General features: G+C 35.0%; 16 protein-coding genes. 6 read left to right on the top strand and 10 right to left on the bottom strand.

The features are described from left to right. Window positions 1-24: 24 nt before the first annotated feature. The gene (locus ACFVR2_RS09305; RefSeq protein ID WP_387361032.1) at window positions 25-222 is read right to left on the bottom strand and encodes a TetR/AcrR family transcriptional regulator; all 198 of its coding nucleotides are present in this window, start codon (window positions 220-222) and stop codon (window positions 25-27) included. 203 nt (window positions 223-425) lie between these two features. Between ACFVR2_RS09305 and ACFVR2_RS09300 the strand changes: the two genes are divergently transcribed. Continuing rightward, window positions 426-1,325, top strand: a complete 900-nt coding sequence (locus ACFVR2_RS09300; RefSeq protein ID WP_387361030.1) for a LysR family transcriptional regulator — start codon at window positions 426-428, stop codon at window positions 1,323-1,325. Here the strand turns inward: ACFVR2_RS09300 and ACFVR2_RS09295 are convergent. Next, complete coding sequence (locus ACFVR2_RS09295) at window positions 1,279-1,992, bottom strand: lactonase family protein (protein WP_387361028.1); 714 nt, start codon at window positions 1,990-1,992, stop codon at window positions 1,279-1,281. The two genes, ACFVR2_RS09300 and ACFVR2_RS09295, sit on opposite strands and share 47 nt — an antisense overlap. A gap of 251 nt (window positions 1,993-2,243) precedes the next feature. Between ACFVR2_RS09295 and ACFVR2_RS09290 the strand changes: the two genes are divergently transcribed. Both ACFVR2_RS09290 and ACFVR2_RS09285 read left to right on the top strand, forming a co-directional pair. After that, complete coding sequence (locus tag ACFVR2_RS09290; RefSeq protein ID WP_387361026.1) at window positions 2,244-3,617, top strand: aspartate aminotransferase family protein; 1,374 nt, start codon at window positions 2,244-2,246, stop codon at window positions 3,615-3,617. 18 nt (window positions 3,618-3,635) lie between these two features. Next, complete coding sequence (locus ACFVR2_RS09285) at window positions 3,636-5,102, top strand: CoA-acylating methylmalonate-semialdehyde dehydrogenase (protein ID WP_387361024.1); 1,467 nt, start codon at window positions 3,636-3,638, stop codon at window positions 5,100-5,102. A 444-nt stretch (window positions 5,103-5,546) separates the two neighbouring features. Here the strand turns inward: ACFVR2_RS09285 and ACFVR2_RS09280 are convergent, their stop codons facing one another. From ACFVR2_RS09280 to ACFVR2_RS09250, 7 genes are all read right to left on the bottom strand, one after another. Continuing rightward, the gene (locus tag ACFVR2_RS09280; protein ID WP_387361022.1) at window positions 5,547-5,771 is read right to left on the bottom strand and encodes a hypothetical protein; all 225 of its coding nucleotides are present in this window, start codon (window positions 5,769-5,771) and stop codon (window positions 5,547-5,549) included. A 4-nt stretch (window positions 5,772-5,775) separates the two neighbouring features. Beyond that, on the bottom strand, window positions 5,776-7,197 hold the full coding sequence (gene hydA / locus ACFVR2_RS09275; RefSeq protein ID WP_387361020.1) for a dihydropyrimidinase: 1,422 nt from the start codon (window positions 7,195-7,197) through the stop codon (window positions 5,776-5,778). Beyond that, window positions 7,194-8,501 carry an NAD-dependent dihydropyrimidine dehydrogenase subunit PreA gene (preA, locus tag ACFVR2_RS09270; protein WP_387361018.1) on the bottom strand — a complete coding sequence of 436 codons (1,308 nt, stop codon included), beginning with the start codon at window positions 8,499-8,501 and terminating at the stop codon, window positions 7,194-7,196. The genes hydA and preA overlap by 4 nt, the downstream gene beginning before the upstream one ends. 16 nt (window positions 8,502-8,517) lie before the next feature. Then, on the bottom strand, window positions 8,518-9,855 hold the full coding sequence (locus ACFVR2_RS09265; protein WP_387361016.1) for an NAD(P)-dependent oxidoreductase: 1,338 nt from the start codon (window positions 9,853-9,855) through the stop codon (window positions 8,518-8,520). Between the two features lie 325 nt (window positions 9,856-10,180). Continuing rightward, window positions 10,181-10,750: a TVP38/TMEM64 family protein gene (locus ACFVR2_RS09260; protein WP_387361014.1), complete on the bottom strand. Its 570-nt coding sequence runs from the start codon at window positions 10,748-10,750 to the stop codon at window positions 10,181-10,183. Window positions 10,751-10,963: 213 nt separating this feature from the next. Then, the gene (locus ACFVR2_RS09255) at window positions 10,964-11,653 is read right to left on the bottom strand and encodes a zinc metallopeptidase (protein ID WP_387361012.1); all 690 of its coding nucleotides are present in this window, start codon (window positions 11,651-11,653) and stop codon (window positions 10,964-10,966) included. 15 nt (window positions 11,654-11,668) lie between these two features. Next, complete coding sequence (locus ACFVR2_RS09250) at window positions 11,669-12,079, bottom strand: MerR family transcriptional regulator (protein WP_387361736.1); 411 nt, start codon at window positions 12,077-12,079, stop codon at window positions 11,669-11,671. A 187-nt stretch (window positions 12,080-12,266) separates the two neighbouring features. Between ACFVR2_RS09250 and ACFVR2_RS09245 the strand changes: the two genes are divergently transcribed. Genes ACFVR2_RS09245 through ACFVR2_RS09235 form a run of 3 tightly spaced genes read left to right on the top strand, consistent with a single transcriptional unit; the run spans window position 12,267 to window position 15,945 of the window. After that, window positions 12,267-13,706 (top strand): spore germination protein, encoded by a 1,440-nt coding sequence (locus ACFVR2_RS09245; RefSeq protein WP_387361010.1) that lies wholly within the window; start codon window positions 12,267-12,269, stop codon window positions 13,704-13,706. Then, window positions 13,703-14,800: a GerAB/ArcD/ProY family transporter gene (locus tag ACFVR2_RS09240; protein WP_387361008.1), complete on the top strand. Its 1,098-nt coding sequence runs from the start codon at window positions 13,703-13,705 to the stop codon at window positions 14,798-14,800. The genes ACFVR2_RS09245 and ACFVR2_RS09240 overlap by 4 nt, the downstream gene beginning before the upstream one ends. Further along, window positions 14,797-15,945 (top strand): Ger(x)C family spore germination protein, encoded by a 1,149-nt coding sequence (locus ACFVR2_RS09235; protein WP_387361006.1) that lies wholly within the window; start codon window positions 14,797-14,799, stop codon window positions 15,943-15,945. Before ACFVR2_RS09240 ends, ACFVR2_RS09235 begins: the two co-directional genes overlap by 4 nt. Window positions 15,946-16,206: 261 nt before the next feature. Here the strand turns inward: ACFVR2_RS09235 and ACFVR2_RS09230 are convergent, their stop codons facing one another. After that, window positions 16,207-17,238: a C40 family peptidase gene (locus ACFVR2_RS09230; RefSeq protein WP_387361004.1), complete on the bottom strand. Its 1,032-nt coding sequence runs from the start codon at window positions 17,236-17,238 to the stop codon at window positions 16,207-16,209. Window positions 17,239-17,251 lie beyond the last annotated feature (13 nt).

Genomic DNA, 17,251 nt, shown 5'->3' with positions numbered 1-17,251 from the left:
TTCTTCTTTTTTGTAGGTAACAATTTATATTTCATAGTATTTATACAATTCTTCTTTATTAGCGAAGTGCCGATAAAATGTCGCTCTGTTGATGTTCGCTCGATTTGTTATGTCTTTAACATAAATATGATCTAAATCCTTTTCACTTATAAGTTCAGTAAATGCATCGATAATTAGATTTCTCGTCCTAATAATACGAGGGTCTTCATATTTTTGAATCATGTTTCCCATCTCCAAATGAATGAATTCTTTTAATAATAGAAGCTATTCACCCATCTAAGACTGCTACCTTCATCCTCATCATCTCCAATCTATTTATTTGCAACTTTATTATAAAATCCGTAATTCATAATGTATAATACATATTAAACTATGGAAACATTCCTCTTGGTCTATGTTAACTAGATAGAAAGGTGACAAATAGAATGGAATTGCTTCAACTTAAATATTTTCAAACAGTTGCAAAACTTGAGCATATTACAAAAGCAGCTGAAGTCCTTCAAATAGCTCAACCATCACTAAGCAAAACAATTACTAGATTAGAGAACGATTTAGGTGTCCCTCTTTTCGATCGGCAAAACAGACAAATCAAGCTGAATCATTTTGGAAAAATGTTTTTACAAAGAGTTGATAAAGCTTTAATGGAATTAGAAGAAGGTCAGCGAGAAGTTCAAGAACTAGCTGGGCTAAAAAAAGGGAGTATTACTTTAGCGTCATCGATTTCAAGAATTTTACCAGAGTTAATGAGTGGATTTATGAAAGTTTATCCAGATGTACATTTCAAACAAGTCATTAAACCAATTTCAAAAATGAAAAAACAACTAATTAATGGTGAAATTGATTTATGTATTTCTTCCCTTCCAATTGAAGATGAAGACATAGAATGGGTACCGTTAATTAAAGAAGATATTTTTTTAATTATTCCTCCGGGTCATCATCTATCTGGTAGAGATTCAATCGATTTAATTGAATTAAAAAACGAAACATTTATCTCTTTAAACGAGGGATTTGGTTATAGGGATTTTACTGATAAATTTTGTGTGAATGCAGGATTTATCCAAAACGTATCATTTGAGGTGGACGAACCATATGGGATTGTAAGGTTTGTAAATCAAGGGCTTGGTGTAGCCTTCATGCCTGTTTTAGATTGGACTACTGTGACAGAAAATATACCGGAACGTATCCGGATAAATGATGACTCATGTCAGTTAACGATTGGACTTGGTTGGTCAAAAAATAGATATATATCACTTGCCGCTCAAGATTTTAAAAAATACGTTATTGAATATTTTGAAAAAATTTCATTGAGATTAAATGATATGTAAATTTTTTTTCTAAACAATAAAAAGAAAACCGATTATTCATTTTTGAATCATTTATTACTGGTCCAGATAAGGTACCATTTCTATTTACATTAAAAACACTGAGATGATTTGTTGTAAGTTCAGATACTAGGAGTTTACTGCCATCGGGTGTAAATAAAACTTGAGCTGGCTGAGCATTTGCAGTACTTAAAGTATGGGTAGACCCAGGAATTTGAGAAAGACGTCCATTGGCATCTATGCCAAAACCAGTTATATTGGATGCAAAATTATTATCTGGGCTACCTACATTAGAAACATAAAGTAGGTTACCAGATACCCCTATGCTATTGGGCTGATTACCTCCAGATGGCCTCACATCCACTAGCGTGAGACTTCCATTCTCATTTACTATGAAACTACTAATGGTATTGCTGCCTGCATTAACGGCGAATAGAAGATGTCCATCTTTTGATAAAGTCAATGCACCTTGTGACGCAAGAGGATCTACACCATCATTTGCAGTTGCTCCAGTAACTTCCTTAATACCAGTTCCTTTCCCGTTTGTTGCATATGCTTCCATAAAAGTAAGCATTCCATTCAAATTTCTACTAAAAGCAATGACTTGATTCATATTATCCATATTAGTCATAATGTAAACCATACTTGGGCGTTGATTTCTGTAATACATTTATCTCACACCTTCCTCAATTTTTTATATGAGACTTTGGCCTATTCAATTACAATTTTAAATTTCCATTTAGATTTCCAACTATTTCAGAACCAAAAGTTTTTTCTACCAAATGCGTCTTTTCATTTCAAAATTTATTACGTTTCTAGTAATTTGTCTAATCGTAATAGGATAATATAGTCCATTCAGTAATATTAATTAATAAAGATGTAAAATTAAAATTTTAATAAATGAAGGTTGGTGACAAAATAGTGAATGATAAAACTGTAAAAGCTACTCATTCAACTACCCTATCTAAGGAAGAGCTTCTTGAATTAGACCAAAAATATGTATGGCATCATATGTCCCCTCATAATCCAAATCCAATGGTTCTTGTATCAGGTAAAAATAGTACAGTCACTGACATTGATGGTAAAAGTTATTTAGACGGTATGTCAGGATTATGGTGTGTGAATGTAGGTTACGGTCGCGAAGAAATAGCCAAAGCAGCTGCCGAACAAATTCAAGCAATTCCCTATGTCCCAATGTCCCAAGGTAATGTACCTTCCATTTTATTAGCTGAAAAGTTAAATGAATGGCTAGGTGGAGACTATCGTATTTTTTATTCGAATTCTGGATCTGACGCAAATGAAGTAGCTTTTAAGATTGCTAGACAATATCATCAACAAAACGGAGAACCTTTACGATATAAATTTATATCAAGATACCGTGCGTATCATGGTAATTCGATGGGTGCATTAAGCGCTACTGGTCAAGCTAACCGTAAAGTAAAATATGAACCTCTTTCTTCAGGTTTCCAGCATGTAGCTCCACCTTATTGCTATCGATGCCCTTTCGGTAAAACATATGGAGATTGCGGTATCCAATGTGCAAATGCAATAGAAGATGTTATTAATTACGAAGGTGCAGAAACGATTGCAGGGATTATAATGGAGCCAGTTATTACAGGTGGAGGAGTTATTGTCCCACCTGCCGAATACTTAACAAAAGTTCGAAAAATTTGTGATAAATTTGGTATTTTATTAATTGTTGATGAAGTAATATGTGGTTTTGGCCGCTCTGGAAAACAGTTTGGACATCAAAACTTCGGTATAAAACCAGATATCGTCACAATGGCCAAAGGAATGACAAGTGCCTATTCACCACTTTCAGCAACTGCAGTAAGTAGCGATCTATATGAAGTATTTAAACAACCAGGGACAGATCATCATTTTCGTCATGTTAACACTTTCGGAGGAAATCCAGCTTCATGTGCAGTTGCACTTAAAAACTTGGAAATTATTGAAAGAGAAAATTTAATAGGGCGTGCTGCCTATTTAGGTGAAGAACTCCGCAAAAAATTGGATAGTTTACTAGCTTATAAAAATGTTGGAGATATCCGAAGTTTTGGTTTTATTGCAGGAATTGAGCTTGTTGAAGATAAAAAAAGTAAAAAACCTGCTAGTCCAGAGATGGTGTTAAAAATAATAACTGAATGTAAGGCACAAGGATTAATAATCGGTCGAAACGGAGATACGGTTCCAGGCTATAATAACATCCTTACACTTTCTCCTCCATTTACAACAACTGATGAAGAGCTTGATTTTATCATTAATACTTTAAACAAAGCATTCTCAAAACTATAATCGTACGGGGTGATATTCTTGTCTACACAAACTAATATAAAGGTTTTAAAGAATTTTATAAATGGTGAATGGATTGAAGCTTCACCAAATGCCAAAACAATTCCAGTTCCAAATCCTGCTACTGAAGAAATATTAGCATTTGTACCTCTCTCAACTAAATCAGATTTAGAATCCGCTGTAAAAGCAGCTAAAAAAGCTTTTATTACATGGAGTAAAACCCCAGTTCCTAGAAGAGCAAGAATACTATTTTCATATCAACAATTACTAATAAAGCATTGGGAAGAACTTGCTAATTTAATAACAATTGAGAATGGCAAAAACTATAATGAGGCATACGGAGAAGTTCAACGTGGAATTGAATGCGTAGAATTTGCTGCCGGTGCGCCAACATTAATGATGGGTAAACAATTACCTGATATTGCGACAAATATTGAATCGGCGATGTATCGATACCCTGTTGGAGTTGTTGGGGGAATAACGCCTTTTAATTTTCCAATGATGGTCCCTTGCTGGATGTTCCCATTAGCGATTGCATGTGGAAACACGTTTATCTTAAAGCCCTCTGAACGTACACCACTACTTGCAAATCGTTTAGCAGAACTCTTTACCGAAGCAGGTCTTCCAAAGGGTGTATTCAATATTGTTCATGGGGCACATGAAATTGTAAACGAGTTGCTTCAAAACAAAGATGTTCCTGCCATTTCATTTGTAGGCTCTCAGCCTGTGGCGGAATATGTTTATAAAACTGCATCTGCAAATGGGAAGCGCGTTCAAGCTTTAGCTGGTGCTAAAAACCATAGTATCGTTTTACAGGATGCAAACTTAGATGAATCGGTCAAGCAAATTATTACAGCAGCATACGGTTCAGCAGGTGAGCGATGTATGGCATGCTCAGTAGTCGTAGCAGTTGGCGATATTGCCGATCCTTTAATCGAAAAATTAAAAATAGAAGCAGGTAACATTACGATTGGAAATGGACTAGATGATGATGTATTTCTAGGTCCAGTTATTCGCAGGGAACATCGCGAAAGAACGGAAAAATATATTGAATGTGGGATTCAAGAAGGTGCAACCTTATTGCGTGATGGACGCAATGATTTAATTCGAAAAGAAAAAGGTTACTTTATTGGACCAACAATCTTTGATAACGTGAACCCATCAATGAAAATTTGGAAGGAAGAAATTTTTGCACCAGTGCTTTCGATCGTTAGAGTTGCATCATTAGAGGATGCAATTGAACTTACTAACAAATCGGACTTTGGAAATGGGGCTTGTATCTTTACAGACAGTGCATCAAGTATTCGATATTTCAGAGAGAACATTGAAGTCGGAATGCTTGGAGTAAATATCGGCGTGCCAGCACCAATGGCTTTCTTCCCATTCTCTGGTTGGAAAAACTCTTTCTATGGTGACCTACATGCAAATGGAGCAGATGGAGTCGAGTTCTATACAAGGAAAAAAATGATTACGAGTAGATTTGAGTAAATATAATTGGGCTTTTCCATTAGTTTGTGCAACTGAACAATGGGAAAGCCTTTTTAAATAGAAAAAATCGCATATTCCGTTAGTCGTTTCGGATGCAATGCGATTTCAAATTAATTAATTTTTTTAAAATGGAAGCACCTTTTTGTTCTGTCTCGCTCTTTCATTGTAAATCCGTTTAAAAACGTAGTAAAACCATCGAAAATAAAATCATTTTTTTAAATATACGTAAAATTCATCTAGTTTCTTAATGATCTATCCTTTAAGAACACTCAATTTCAAAGTTTATTTGCGATTTCATCATTTTTATTTGTGATTCGGTCAATTTAATTGCGATTCACCCTTTTTATTTAAGTTTAACCGATTTTAATTGCGACTCTCCCTTTTTATTTACGATTCAGCGATTTTAATCGCGATTCCACCTTTTTATTTGCGACTCACTGATTTTCACAAATGGGTCCCAAACTGCTTAATAATCAACGAACCAAAATATTTCCGAGTATCAGCATTCATTATATGAAGAGTAACAAACTTCTCCTCTTCTTCATCTTTATTTTCAAAGTCAACATAAGCACCGTCTAGCGTTTCTCTAACGTTTTTAATCTTGTAACCTTTCTTTATAAGGGAATCAATCTGATTTCTTTCGATTAAAAATTCCTTATAAGTTGACATTGCTTTACTCCTTCCCTTCACTACTAAACTCTTCTATTAAACTAGTTTCACCATACTTCTTCCTCTTTAAGTACTGTCCACTACCTGCATTACCAACAAATTGCTTCTCTTTTATGACAAAATCTCCACGAACTAGGACACTCACTGGTTCTCCCGTTACTTCCATTCCTTCGAATGCGTTATAGTCTACTGCCATATGGTGCGTTTCAGAGGAGATTGTTCGTTTACTATTCGGATTAAAAATGACCAAATCGGCATCTGAACCAACTGCAATTGTTCCTTTCCCGGGATATAAACCAAACAGCTTTGCACTTCTGGTAGAGGCAATGTCAACGAATTGATTTAATGATATTCTGCCTTTTTTAACGCCTTCAGAGAACAAGATGCTTACGCGGTCTTCAATCATTGGTCCCCCGTTTGGAATTTTTGAAAAATCGTCACGGCCTAGATCCTTTTGACCTTTAAAATCAAAAGAACATTGATCGGATCCTAAAGTTTGAAGATTTCCATTTTTTAATGCATTCCATAACACATCTTGGTTCCATTTTTCGCGAAGTGGTGGAGACCAAACGTATTTTGCCCCTTCAAATTCAGGCTTTTCTAGCATAGACTGATCAAGCACTAAGTATTGTGGGCATGTTTCTCCCCATATATCGATTCCATTATTTCGGGCTTCGGTTATTTTCCCAACGGCATCTGCACAAGTAACATGAACGACATATAATTGTGAATTTGCAAGTCCAGTTAATGTAGCAGCTCTTCCTGTCGCTTCACCCTCTACTTCTGGAGGGCGTGTTAATGCATGATAAATAGGTTCTACTTTCCCTTCAGCTAAAGCTTGATTGATTAAATAATCTACAACATCTCCATTTTCCGCATGCACCATTACTAATGCCCCATATTCTTTTGCTGCTAATAGCGTACGGTACAATGTCGCATCATCAGCTTGAAATACATTTTTATAAGCCATAAATACTTTAAATGATGTAATTCCCTCTTTTTCTATTACTCTAGGTAACTCTTGTAATACCTCATCATTTATTTCTCCAATCATAAGATGAAAACTATAATCGATTACTGCTTTATTTTTCGATTTTTCATGCCATATTTCGATGGCTTTTTGAAGTGGTTCTCCTTTATTCGTTAAACAAAAATCAATAATTGTTGTTGTCCCACCAAATGCAGCGGCAATCGTTCCTGATTCAAAATCATCTTTTGTGACAGTCCCACCGAATGGCATATCTAAATGTGTATGTGGATCTACTCCACCTGGAAAAATATAATGATCTGTTGCATCAATCATCTCAGCGTCTGTACAATCTAAATTTATTCCAATAGCAGTAATTTTATTTTCCTCTATTAAAATATCAGCCTTATAAGTATCCGTTGCGGTAACGATCGTTCCATTTCGAATGATTTTCTTCATTTTCTTTTCCTTCCCCCCTTTAAAATTGAATATTGATTAGATCGTGCTAATACTTTTAAAGCTTGTTGGCGATCATTCCAAGTCATCGAAGGCTGTTTATTTGGAATCTCTACCATGTTGATTGCATCTTCTACCGGACAGACGATTTTGCATAAATTACATCCTACGCAGTCTTCCTCCCGAACCTTTAAATATGACTTTCCATTTTCATCTACGGACATATCAATACATTGGTGAGATGTATCTTCACAAGCAATATGACATTTATTGCAGTTAATGCACGTCTCAGTATTAATCCTAGCAACTACTTGATAATTTAAATCTAAATTTCCCCAATCTGAATATTTATGAACTGCTTTCCCTACTAGCTCCGTAACTGAGGACAGACCTTTTTCGTCTAAATAATTATTTAAACCATCAATCATGTCTTCAACAATGCGGAAACCATGGTGCATTGCTGCAGTACATATTTGAACTCCAGTCGCTCCCATTAATAAAAATTCTACTGCATTTTGCCAATTCGAAATGCCACCAATTCCTGAAATTGGAACTGATATATGGGGATTACGTGCACATTCTGCCACCATATTTAATGCAATTGGTTTTACTGCAGGTCCACAATATCCACCATGTGCTCCCTTCCCGGCAACATGAGGAACCGTATTCCAAGAATCTAAATCAACTCCCATTAAACTGTTAATTGTATTAATCATACTGACTGCGTCAGCTCCACCTCGAACTGCCGCTTCCGCTGTTACAGTAATATCAGTAATGTTTGGAGTTAGCTTTACAATCACAGGTGTCTTTGCAACTTCTTTTACCCAAAATGTTTGTTGCTCAACTAATTCTGGAACTTGACCGGATGCAGATCCCATCCCTCTTTCTGCCATACCGTGTGGGCAACCAAAGTTTAGTTCTAATCCATCAACACCAACATCCTCTACCCTTTTCACGATTTCGTGCCATTTGTATTGTTGTGGTTCAACCATAAGAGATGCGATAATCGCTCGGTCAGGAAATCTTTTTTTCGTTTCATAAATTTCTTTTAAATTTACTTCAAGAGGTCGATCAGAGATCAATTCAATATTATTAAATCCTGCAACTCTTTGTCCGTTAAAGTTAATTGCTGCAAATCGTGAGGAGGTATTAATTATTGGTTCCCCTAATGTTTTCCAAACTGCCCCACCCCAACCAGCTTCAAACGCACGTTGGACCTGATAACCCGAATTTGTCGGAGGCGCAGAAGCAAGCCAAAATGGGTTAGGTGATTGTATGCCCGCAAGATTGATTCGTAGATCTGCCATGAAAGAAAACCTCCTTTTAAGTGTTTAACTGTTTATGAATCGCATAAGCTACTTCTTTACCTTGTTGAGCTGCAGTCACTACCATTGCTTCACCTTGGCCTTTTCCAAAAATGACATCACCACAAGCAAATACTTTAGGATTAGACGTCTGAAAAGATTCTTGGTTAATTTTTACAACTCCATCTCTGTGTTCTAACCCAAATTGTTCGATTAAGTCTGTATAGCGAGTTTGCCCGATCGCTTTTACGACTCCATCTACCGGTATCGTGAAATTGGAATCGGGAATAAGTACAGGTCTGCGGCGACCGTCTTTTCCAACTTCACCTAATTCCAACCGGACACACTCAAGTGCAATTACTTTTCCGTTTTTACCAATTATTCGTATTGGTAATGTTAGCCATCGAAATTCCACTCCATCTTGTTTGGCAAAATCATATTCAAATTGATAAGCACTCATTTCCGATTGCGTCCTACGATATAAAATTTTGACATTGCCTGCTCCTAAACGAATAGAACATGTCGCAGCATCAATTGCAGTATTTCCTGCACCTATTACAGCTATGTTTTTACCTATAAATCGATTTGATAACTCTCCTTTTTTTGTCTCTTTTACAAAATCAATCGCATCGTATACTCCGTCCAAATCCTCTCCCGCAATATCTAGCATCGGAACTTTCCCCATACCTATAGCCAGAACGACCATGTCATAGTTTGCTAATAATTCATCGGAAGAAATATCCGAACCGACTCTAGTATTCGTATGAATTTTTACTTCCAAGTTTTCAATTTGTTGAACTTCCCAGCTTGATATACTTTTTGGTAACCTGAAAGAAACGATTCCATAACGATTCAATCCTCCAGCATGATTTTCCGCTTCAAAAATCGTTACATCGTAGCCTAATAGGGCAAGTTCACGAGCAGCTGCTAAACCGGAAGGACCACTACCAATGATTGCAACTGTTTTTCCGTTCTTTTTTCCGGCCTTAAATAATGATTGATTATTTTTTATCGCCCAATCAGTTGCATAACGTTGTAAATTCCCAATCATGATTGGTTTAGTAGAGTGATTGAGTACGCATGCACCTTCGCACAATTCTTCTGTAGGACAAACCCTCGCACAGCTTGCTCCAATAGGATTAGATGACATAATTGTTTTAGCTGATCCTTTTAAATTGCCTGAACCAATTTTCTTTATAAATGTAGGAATGTCAATCCCAGTTGGACATGCTTTAATACATGGGGCATCATAGCAATAAAGACATCGATGTGCTTCTTCAAATGCTTCTCGTTCTGATAACCCAGGATGTACTTCTTCAAAGTTCTTCGATAAATTCTCTAACGAAACTCTATTCACTAACAACACCCTCCTATTAGGCTACAAAGTTACTTTTTAAGAAAGCGGATTATACAGTTCATTTTCATATTCATCAATAGTGCCTTAAATAAAACATATTTGATTAAAGCCGTTTTCAAGTAAGAACAATTACTTCCTTTCTTTCTTAAAAAGGTAAAGCTTTTTCTAAAATTGAGGTATTTCAATATATGATTTAAAAAATTAATTTAGACATGTTTATAAAAGGGGTTGTCAGTGTTTAATGAATGAAAATTAAAGCTTTGGATTTAGAAGATAAAAATAAAGCTCAAACCTTATATTAGGTTTGAGCTTTATTACATTTTTCTTAAATTTTATTCTTCACAAAAACATTAAATCGTTTTCTATAAAAATAGATCAGCAAGACGATAATTAACAGTCCTAAAATGACTTTACCGAATAAAGTGAACTCTAAAACTTGATTAACAGAATACGATTCAAATAATATGACGGGTAGTTTACCAATCAAACTTGCTAACATAAAACTTGACCATGTGATTTTTCCAAAGGCTGCAAACAAAGTAATCAAGCTAGATGGAATAAAAGGAATAAAACGCAGAACTAACACCCCGTAAAAAGCTTCTTTTCCTTCTAGTCTTAATAGCCTATTTAAACCTTTAAATTTAGTTGAATTACTAATAAATCTTTTTTGTAAACCCTTTCTATACAATATGAAAGATACGAATGTACCTAATAATTCACCTATGAAAGAGATTAAAAATCCACCAGTAAAACCGAATAATTTAATATTGATTGCTGTCAAAAACCAAGCTGGTATAATACCAACAATACTAATTAGAACATTAATTAAAATACTAAGTATCGCAGCATAGTCTTTGTATGTATTTAAAAAATGTTCAATTGCAGAAAGTGTCATAATTTTCCCCCATTTTTTTTAACCACTTAATTGTACAACATTTAGTATGATAAAAAAGCTAAGGTTCCAAAAATACATAAATCTTCCATAAATTAAAACCTATTTACTATTTTAGACATTGAAATTTTAAACATACTAACCAATTTAAATTTAATTTTTAAAACAAAAAAAGATGACTTCGAATGCACTCGAAATCATCTCTTTGATTATTTTTTATTCTTCTTCAGTTTGTCCTTGGAAGAATATAAATAAATATTTTACTAATTCTAAAACTGAAATTAAGGTTGCCGCTAAATAAGTAAGAGCAGCAGCTCCTAATACTTTATTTACACCTTTTCTGTCTGTATCATGGATGATACCACTTGCTAACATTAATTTCTTTGCTCGTGAACTAGCATTATACTCAACTGGTAAAGTGATCAGTTGAAATGCTACTGCTATAGAAAATAGTAAGATCCCTACTCCAATTAGAGAAAATGCTTGAAGTAAAAATCCTGCTAGTAGTAGTAATGGTGCTGCACCCGATGCAATGTTAACGATTGGGAAGATTCGATGACGAAGTGTTAAAAATCCATATGAAGTATCATGTTGTATAGCATGACCTACTTCGTGTGCTGCAACTGATACAGATGCAATTGATCTACCATAGTATACTTCCTCAGATAAGCGAACTGTTCTTGCCATCGGATCATAATGATCAGATAATCTCCCAGGCACTACTTCCACCAATACGTTAGGTAAATTATTATTGTTTAATATATGTCTTGCTACTTCAGCTCCGGTTAATCCTCCTGATGCTGGCACTTCAGCCCAGTGATTAAAACTAGATTTCACTTTAAATTGAGCCCAAATCGATAAACCGAAGGCAATAATAATAAGGAAATCCATAGGGTGAAAAAACATTTACATTCTCTCCTTTTAAAGAATAAATGACAATAACGTCTGAATTAATTCTGATGTTTGAGACGTTAATTGACGGATAATATTTAGTTTTTGTTCTTCTGTTAAATTTTCTAGTAAATATTTTAATTGTGACAATTCTGTCTTCAGCTGACTCATATGAATCGTTACTTCTTCAGTTAGTGGCAGGATACTCTGGTGATCCACCAAAGTTTTTTTCTTATCTAAAATCTCTTTTATATCTTGGAGTGGTAAGTGCATTGATTTGCATTGCTCAATAAATTTTAAAGTTTCTAAAGAAGCTTCATTATAAAAACGATGACCAGACTCTGAACGTTGTGGTTCAAGCAATCCAAGGTTTGTATAATAATCAATTGTTCGCTTAGACACTCCGACTTCTTTTGCTAGTTCTCCAATTTTATAGACAATCCCAATGTTTTCACCCTCCTTCTATTTGTATTATATTAGAATGCGATTAAAACGTACAGTAAAACGTTACGTTGTTCAAATTTGAATGTTAAAAAATAATAATATAACTTCATTTTAAGTACAGAATAGGAACATAATTTATGGGAAAAATAGGATAAAATTACCACGAGGAAAAGAGGAGCATTAAATGCTAGCTGACCGAAATTTGGATAAAAATGAAAAATCGCTTCGGGAATTGTTATTTAATAGTTCTGACTTTAAATCAAGTGATTTCGGAAACGGTGACCGACGTTATCGGTTATTTTATTTGGATACAATGATCGATGATAAATCGGTGCAAGAATTTATTATTCGACCTTTACTTAACAATACAAATGTCCGTGTACGTGAAGCCGTTAACATTTTAGATTACAGCGAAACCGAACTTCTTTCTGTTGCTTCGAATGCGCTCGTTGAAGGAAAAACAATCATCCAAATTGATGGCGAATCAAAACTTTATTTACTTCGAACCGAGCTAGTTAAAGAACGCTCAATAAACATTCCAATAAATGAACGGGCTTTACGTGGATCACATAAAGCATTCAATGAAAATCTGAATACGAATCTCAATATTATACGAAACCTTGTCGCTACTCCAGATCTTGTCGTTAAGTATTTTCAAGTTGGGCGTAGGTCGAACACAAAGGTTGCTATACTTTATTTGCAATCCCTTGCTAATGATGTTGTTATACAGGAATTCGAACGTAGAATTGCTAATATTGATATAGATTACATTGAAGCGCCAGGATTTTTCCAAGAACTAATTCAAGATAAAAAATTTTCCCTATTTCCAAAAATGCTCGTAACTGAAAGATCAGACCGAGTAAAATCTTACTTGATGGATGGAAAAATTGGTTTTTTAACCGATGGTGCTCCAGAATGTGCATTCGTTCCAATTTCGTTTTGGGCATTTTTTCAAAGTCCAGATGATTACCAAGTTAGCTGGTTATTCGGAAGTGTATTAAGATTTCTGCGAATTTTCTGTTTTATTATCACTATTAGTTTGCCTGGGATTTATGTTGCACTTGTGACTTTTGACCCAAGAATTCTCCCTTTGGAAATTGCACTAACCTTGCAAAGTTCTATGCAATATGTAGCTATGCCACCTGTATTAGAAGCAATCACAATGCTAACCATACTCGAGGTCTTAAAAGAGGCAACTGTTCGTTTACCAAGTCCAATTGGACAAACTATTGGTGTCGTCGGTGGTATCGTAATTGGAACTGTCGTTGTTCAATCCAATCTAATTTCGAATATGATGGTAATCATTGCAGCACTTACCGGTATGGCTTCATTTATTATTCCATCTTATGAAATGAGTAACATAGCTCGCTTATTAACTTTTCCTTTTATCATCATGTCATCACTTTTTGGTTTAATTGGTTTGGAAATTTCATATCTGTTGGTTTTAACACATTTAGCTCGGATGAATACATTTGGCATTCCGTATTTTTACAATTGGTTTAATAGCGACACGATTAAAGATACTATTTTCAGAGGACCAATCAGGAGTATGAAAAAACGTCCAATGGAAAGCTTAGCAAAAGATGAAATAAAAATAAGTAATCCAAAGGGGGAGAATGAGTGATTCAATTAAAGAAAATTTCTATTAATCAACTTATTTGCCTTGTTATTTTGAATCAAATCGGAGTCAGTATTTTATCTATCCCTCATGTAGAATCATTAATAGCGGGTTATGACTCATGGATGTCCGTCATTATTGGCGGTCTAATTGCTCAATTCGCTATCCTGATTGTCTACTTACTTGGAAAAACTTATCCTGATCGCTCGTTTCAACAGTATATACCCTCAATAATTGGAAAACCGTTAGGAACAATCATCAACTTACTATTTGCAGTATACAGTGCCGAGTCATGTTTAATGCTTATAGTTTCCTATACCGATGTCATAAATCGCTGGTTGTTATTTGAAACACCATGGTTTGTCCTTATTGGATTAATGGTCATTGTAACTGGCTACATTGCTTCCTCATCACTTCGGTCAATCGCAACCATTACACAGTCGTTAATGAGCATGTTTCTAATCGGTGTTATTATTATATTTGTTAGTGGTTTCGGTAAAGGGGATTTACGTCATTTTTTACCAATTGGTACACATGGCATTGGTCCTATAATTAAAGGAGCCATTCCTGCATTTTGGACGTATGCTGGATATGAGCTCCTTTTGATCGTATTTCCTTTTGTAAAATGTAAAAAAAAGAAGGATATTTTAATCGCTATGTCAGTAGCAAACGGTATAACGACTATCTTTTACACATTTATCTGTTTTATTGCAACATACAATTTTAGCGAAAATCAATTAAATCTAATTCCCGAACCGCTGGTCTTTATTCTTCGTAAATTCAGATGGCCAGTCGTTCAAAGCCTAGATATTTTATTTATCACAGTCTGGTTGTCTGTGACCTTAGTGACAGCATACATTTACTTATTTCTGTCTGCGCGTTATTTTGCTTTTCTTGGTAAAAAAGAAATCCAAAACCATCCACTTTTAGTATGGATGATAGCAATTGTTTGCTTTGTGGCAGGAGTTTCCTTCTCAAATCGACATTTCCTTTCAGGTTTTGCCCAGTATCACAATATTGCAACGGCACTTATGATTATTGGATTACCGACACTGTTTCTACTCATATCTTTTGTAAAAGAAAAGGTGGCAAGCAAATGAAAAAAGCCTTAATTTTACTACTTTTTTTGCCATTATTGACCGGTTGCTGGGATCGACTGGATTTGAAAAAGCTACAATTAGTAGATGTAAATGGTTTTGATTTGAATGAAAAAACCGGTGAAGTAGGAGCTTTTTTTCTCATTACGAAGCTTAAAAGCACTGGACAAGGTACTGGGGAGTCTGTTTCGGTTGTTAATGAGCTTAAAGGACCGTCATTAGCTGAAGCAATTGGTCAATGGGAATATACTAATAAGTCTCCTTTTATAGGAATTAGTACAAGAGTTTATTTAATCAGTAAAACTTTCGCTTTAGATGATTCTGTTTCAGAACTTGATTTCTTACTTGATGCGCCCTATTCATCTATAAACACTCCTTTGGTTATAATAGATGGAAATCTCTCAAAAGTATTTGAAACTGCTACAGATCCAAAAAAAGAGTTCTCGAAAGATCTGAATGACTTTATTCTCTCGATGGAGAAGAACAGAACAATTCCAACAGTCTCCATGATGAATTTTATTCAATCAAGGGATGATCCGTTATGTGATATAGCGCTACCTATGTTAAGTCCAAAAAATTCAGCGTTGGAATTAAGTGGTGCCTTATTATACCGTAATGGTGCGCCTACTGGAAAAACACTTGATCGAGATCAAGTAAAACTGATGATGTTATTGGAAGGTGGAAATACCGGAAGACAAAGATTTACTGGTAATTTGCATAGGTTTACCGGAAATTTATCAGCCAAAAATGGTGAAAAAACAGATCTCGAAACTGCGAATAAAAATAATTTTGGATTTACAGTCAAAAGAAACTTTTCAAAAATTATTGTTACAAATGAGAAAAATAAACTACCAAAAATCGAGGTAAATGTAAAGTTACTAGTTAGTGCTTTTGAACTTGGTAAAGAAACTCATAAGGAAAAGGCTGATTACGTTCATATGGAAAAAGTTCTCAGTAAACATTTTGAAAAAAACGCATTGGAAATAATTAAAACTATGCAATCCGCAAATTCAGATGTTCTAGGTATTGGTAATGAATTAAAAACATTTCATCCAAAAGTTTGGAAGTCTTTAAACTGGAGAAAAGATTATCCAAAAATGATGATTAAACCAAAGATTGATATTGATATACTTAATACTAATTCGTAGTTTTAAGCAAATTTCGCTGCAAAAATACTCCCCGCCATCTTTTGCGGGGCTCTTTATTTATTAGAAAGTAGAGACTTCACATAGACTATTCTTTATGTAATTCAGTCCCCTTCTTGGGTATCTGCTTTATTTATAATGTTGAAAACAAAACATACGTCTTATCGATAGAAGCAACAAATAATAAAATGAAAAAAGCCATGAACAAGTGCAATTGTTCATGGTTTTTCCACGTTTCTATATCAATAAAAAACTATTAATTAGTTATTCCTCCCAATAACGACGAGCACCAGAAAATTCTTCAATATAGCCAGGAGTGTTTAATGGGATGATTTCAACACTTCTAGCTGCATTAGGAGCCTGAATCATTAAACCATCACCGATATACATTGCAACGTGATGAACTGATCCAGTTCCATTGTTACTCGCAAAGAATAAAAGGTCACCAGGTTGAATCTCATCCTTTTTAACTTCTATACCGTTCTTAGATTGAGGGCCTGAATCACGTGGAATTGTTATACCATATGACTTAAATAAGCTATATGTAAATCCTGAGCAATCAAAACCAAATCCAGATACACCAGCCCATAAGTAGCGTAAACCTAAGAACTTCTTCGCCGTTTTAATTAAATTTTCTGGAGTTGCCTTAGGGAACTGATTTTCATTTTGATAGACTGCCACATCTTCTTTTTTAATAAATTTATTTCCATCATCTGGTGTTGCAACCATTACGACATCTCCAAAGTCTTTAATAACAGGTAATCGTGTATTAAAGCTAATCTCCATAAACTTATGATTTAAGGCTTTTCCATCATACAACCAAGCTGTTTGACTTGATACCATAATAAACGGTGTATCCTTATAATTCTCTAAACGATCGTCCGTTGTTAATTGTCTTTTCGGCATCCAACCAGGATAACCTAATGTATTACGTGGTGTAGGCTGACCATCTACAGCAACCTTCACCCAGTCTCCTGATTCCTCTAAAATGGTTACTTTTGTACCGTATACTGCTTGTGTTTCAAGATAACTTGTTAACCAGCGTCGAACTTCCGTATCTTCCATATTGGCTGACCATTGTCGCGGATCAACTGGATTGCTTAAAGATGGCGCATCAATATCTCTAACTTGGAATCTACCATTTGTTGTCCATTGAGTAGAAACGGACACATCGACGTAGGCTGTCTCACCTGGAGTAAGTACTTCATTTGTTTTTGCTAAAGATTGGCTTGCCATCGTAGAAAGTAAAGTACCTGCAACACATAAACTCAATATTAAATTTTTTGTCTTTTTCATCATAAAACTCCTC

It is taken from the genome of Gottfriedia sp. NPDC057991 (genome assembly GCF_042886615.1).
Taxonomy (GTDB): domain Bacteria; phylum Bacillota; class Bacilli; order Bacillales; family Bacillaceae_G; genus Gottfriedia.
Note: the sequence above shows the minus strand (reverse complement) of the source record. Positions and strands in the feature narration are given on the sequence as shown.

What these genes read in the sequence shown, in the direction of transcription:
- ACFVR2_RS09255 (WP_387361012.1), bottom strand. Translation starts at nt 11,653, where the DNA reads ATGTTTTTTCACCCTATGGATTTCCTTATTATTATTGCCTTCGGTTTA.
- ACFVR2_RS09305 (WP_387361032.1), bottom strand. Translation starts at nt 222, where the DNA reads ATGATTCAAAAATATGAAGACCCTCGTATTATTAGGACGAGAAATCTA.
- ACFVR2_RS09280 (WP_387361022.1), bottom strand. Translation starts at nt 5,771, where the DNA reads ATGTCAACTTATAAGGAATTTTTAATCGAAAGAAATCAGATTGATTCC.
- hydA (WP_387361020.1), bottom strand. Translation starts at nt 7,197, where the DNA reads ATGAAGAAAATCATTCGAAATGGAACGATCGTTACCGCAACGGATACT.
- ACFVR2_RS09300 (WP_387361030.1), top strand. Translation starts at nt 426, where the DNA reads ATGGAATTGCTTCAACTTAAATATTTTCAAACAGTTGCAAAACTTGAG.
- ACFVR2_RS09295 (WP_387361028.1), bottom strand. Translation starts at nt 1,992, where the DNA reads ATGTATTACAGAAATCAACGCCCAAGTATGGTTTACATTATGACTAAT.
- preA (WP_387361018.1), bottom strand. Translation starts at nt 8,501, where the DNA reads ATGGCAGATCTACGAATCAATCTTGCGGGCATACAATCACCTAACCCA.
- ACFVR2_RS09245 (WP_387361010.1), top strand. Translation starts at nt 12,267, where the DNA reads ATGCTAGCTGACCGAAATTTGGATAAAAATGAAAAATCGCTTCGGGAA.
- ACFVR2_RS09235 (WP_387361006.1), top strand. Translation starts at nt 14,797, where the DNA reads ATGAAAAAAGCCTTAATTTTACTACTTTTTTTGCCATTATTGACCGGT.
- ACFVR2_RS09260 (WP_387361014.1), bottom strand. Translation starts at nt 10,750, where the DNA reads ATGACACTTTCTGCAATTGAACATTTTTTAAATACATACAAAGACTAT.
- ACFVR2_RS09230 (WP_387361004.1), bottom strand. Translation starts at nt 17,238, where the DNA reads ATGAAAAAGACAAAAAATTTAATATTGAGTTTATGTGTTGCAGGTACT.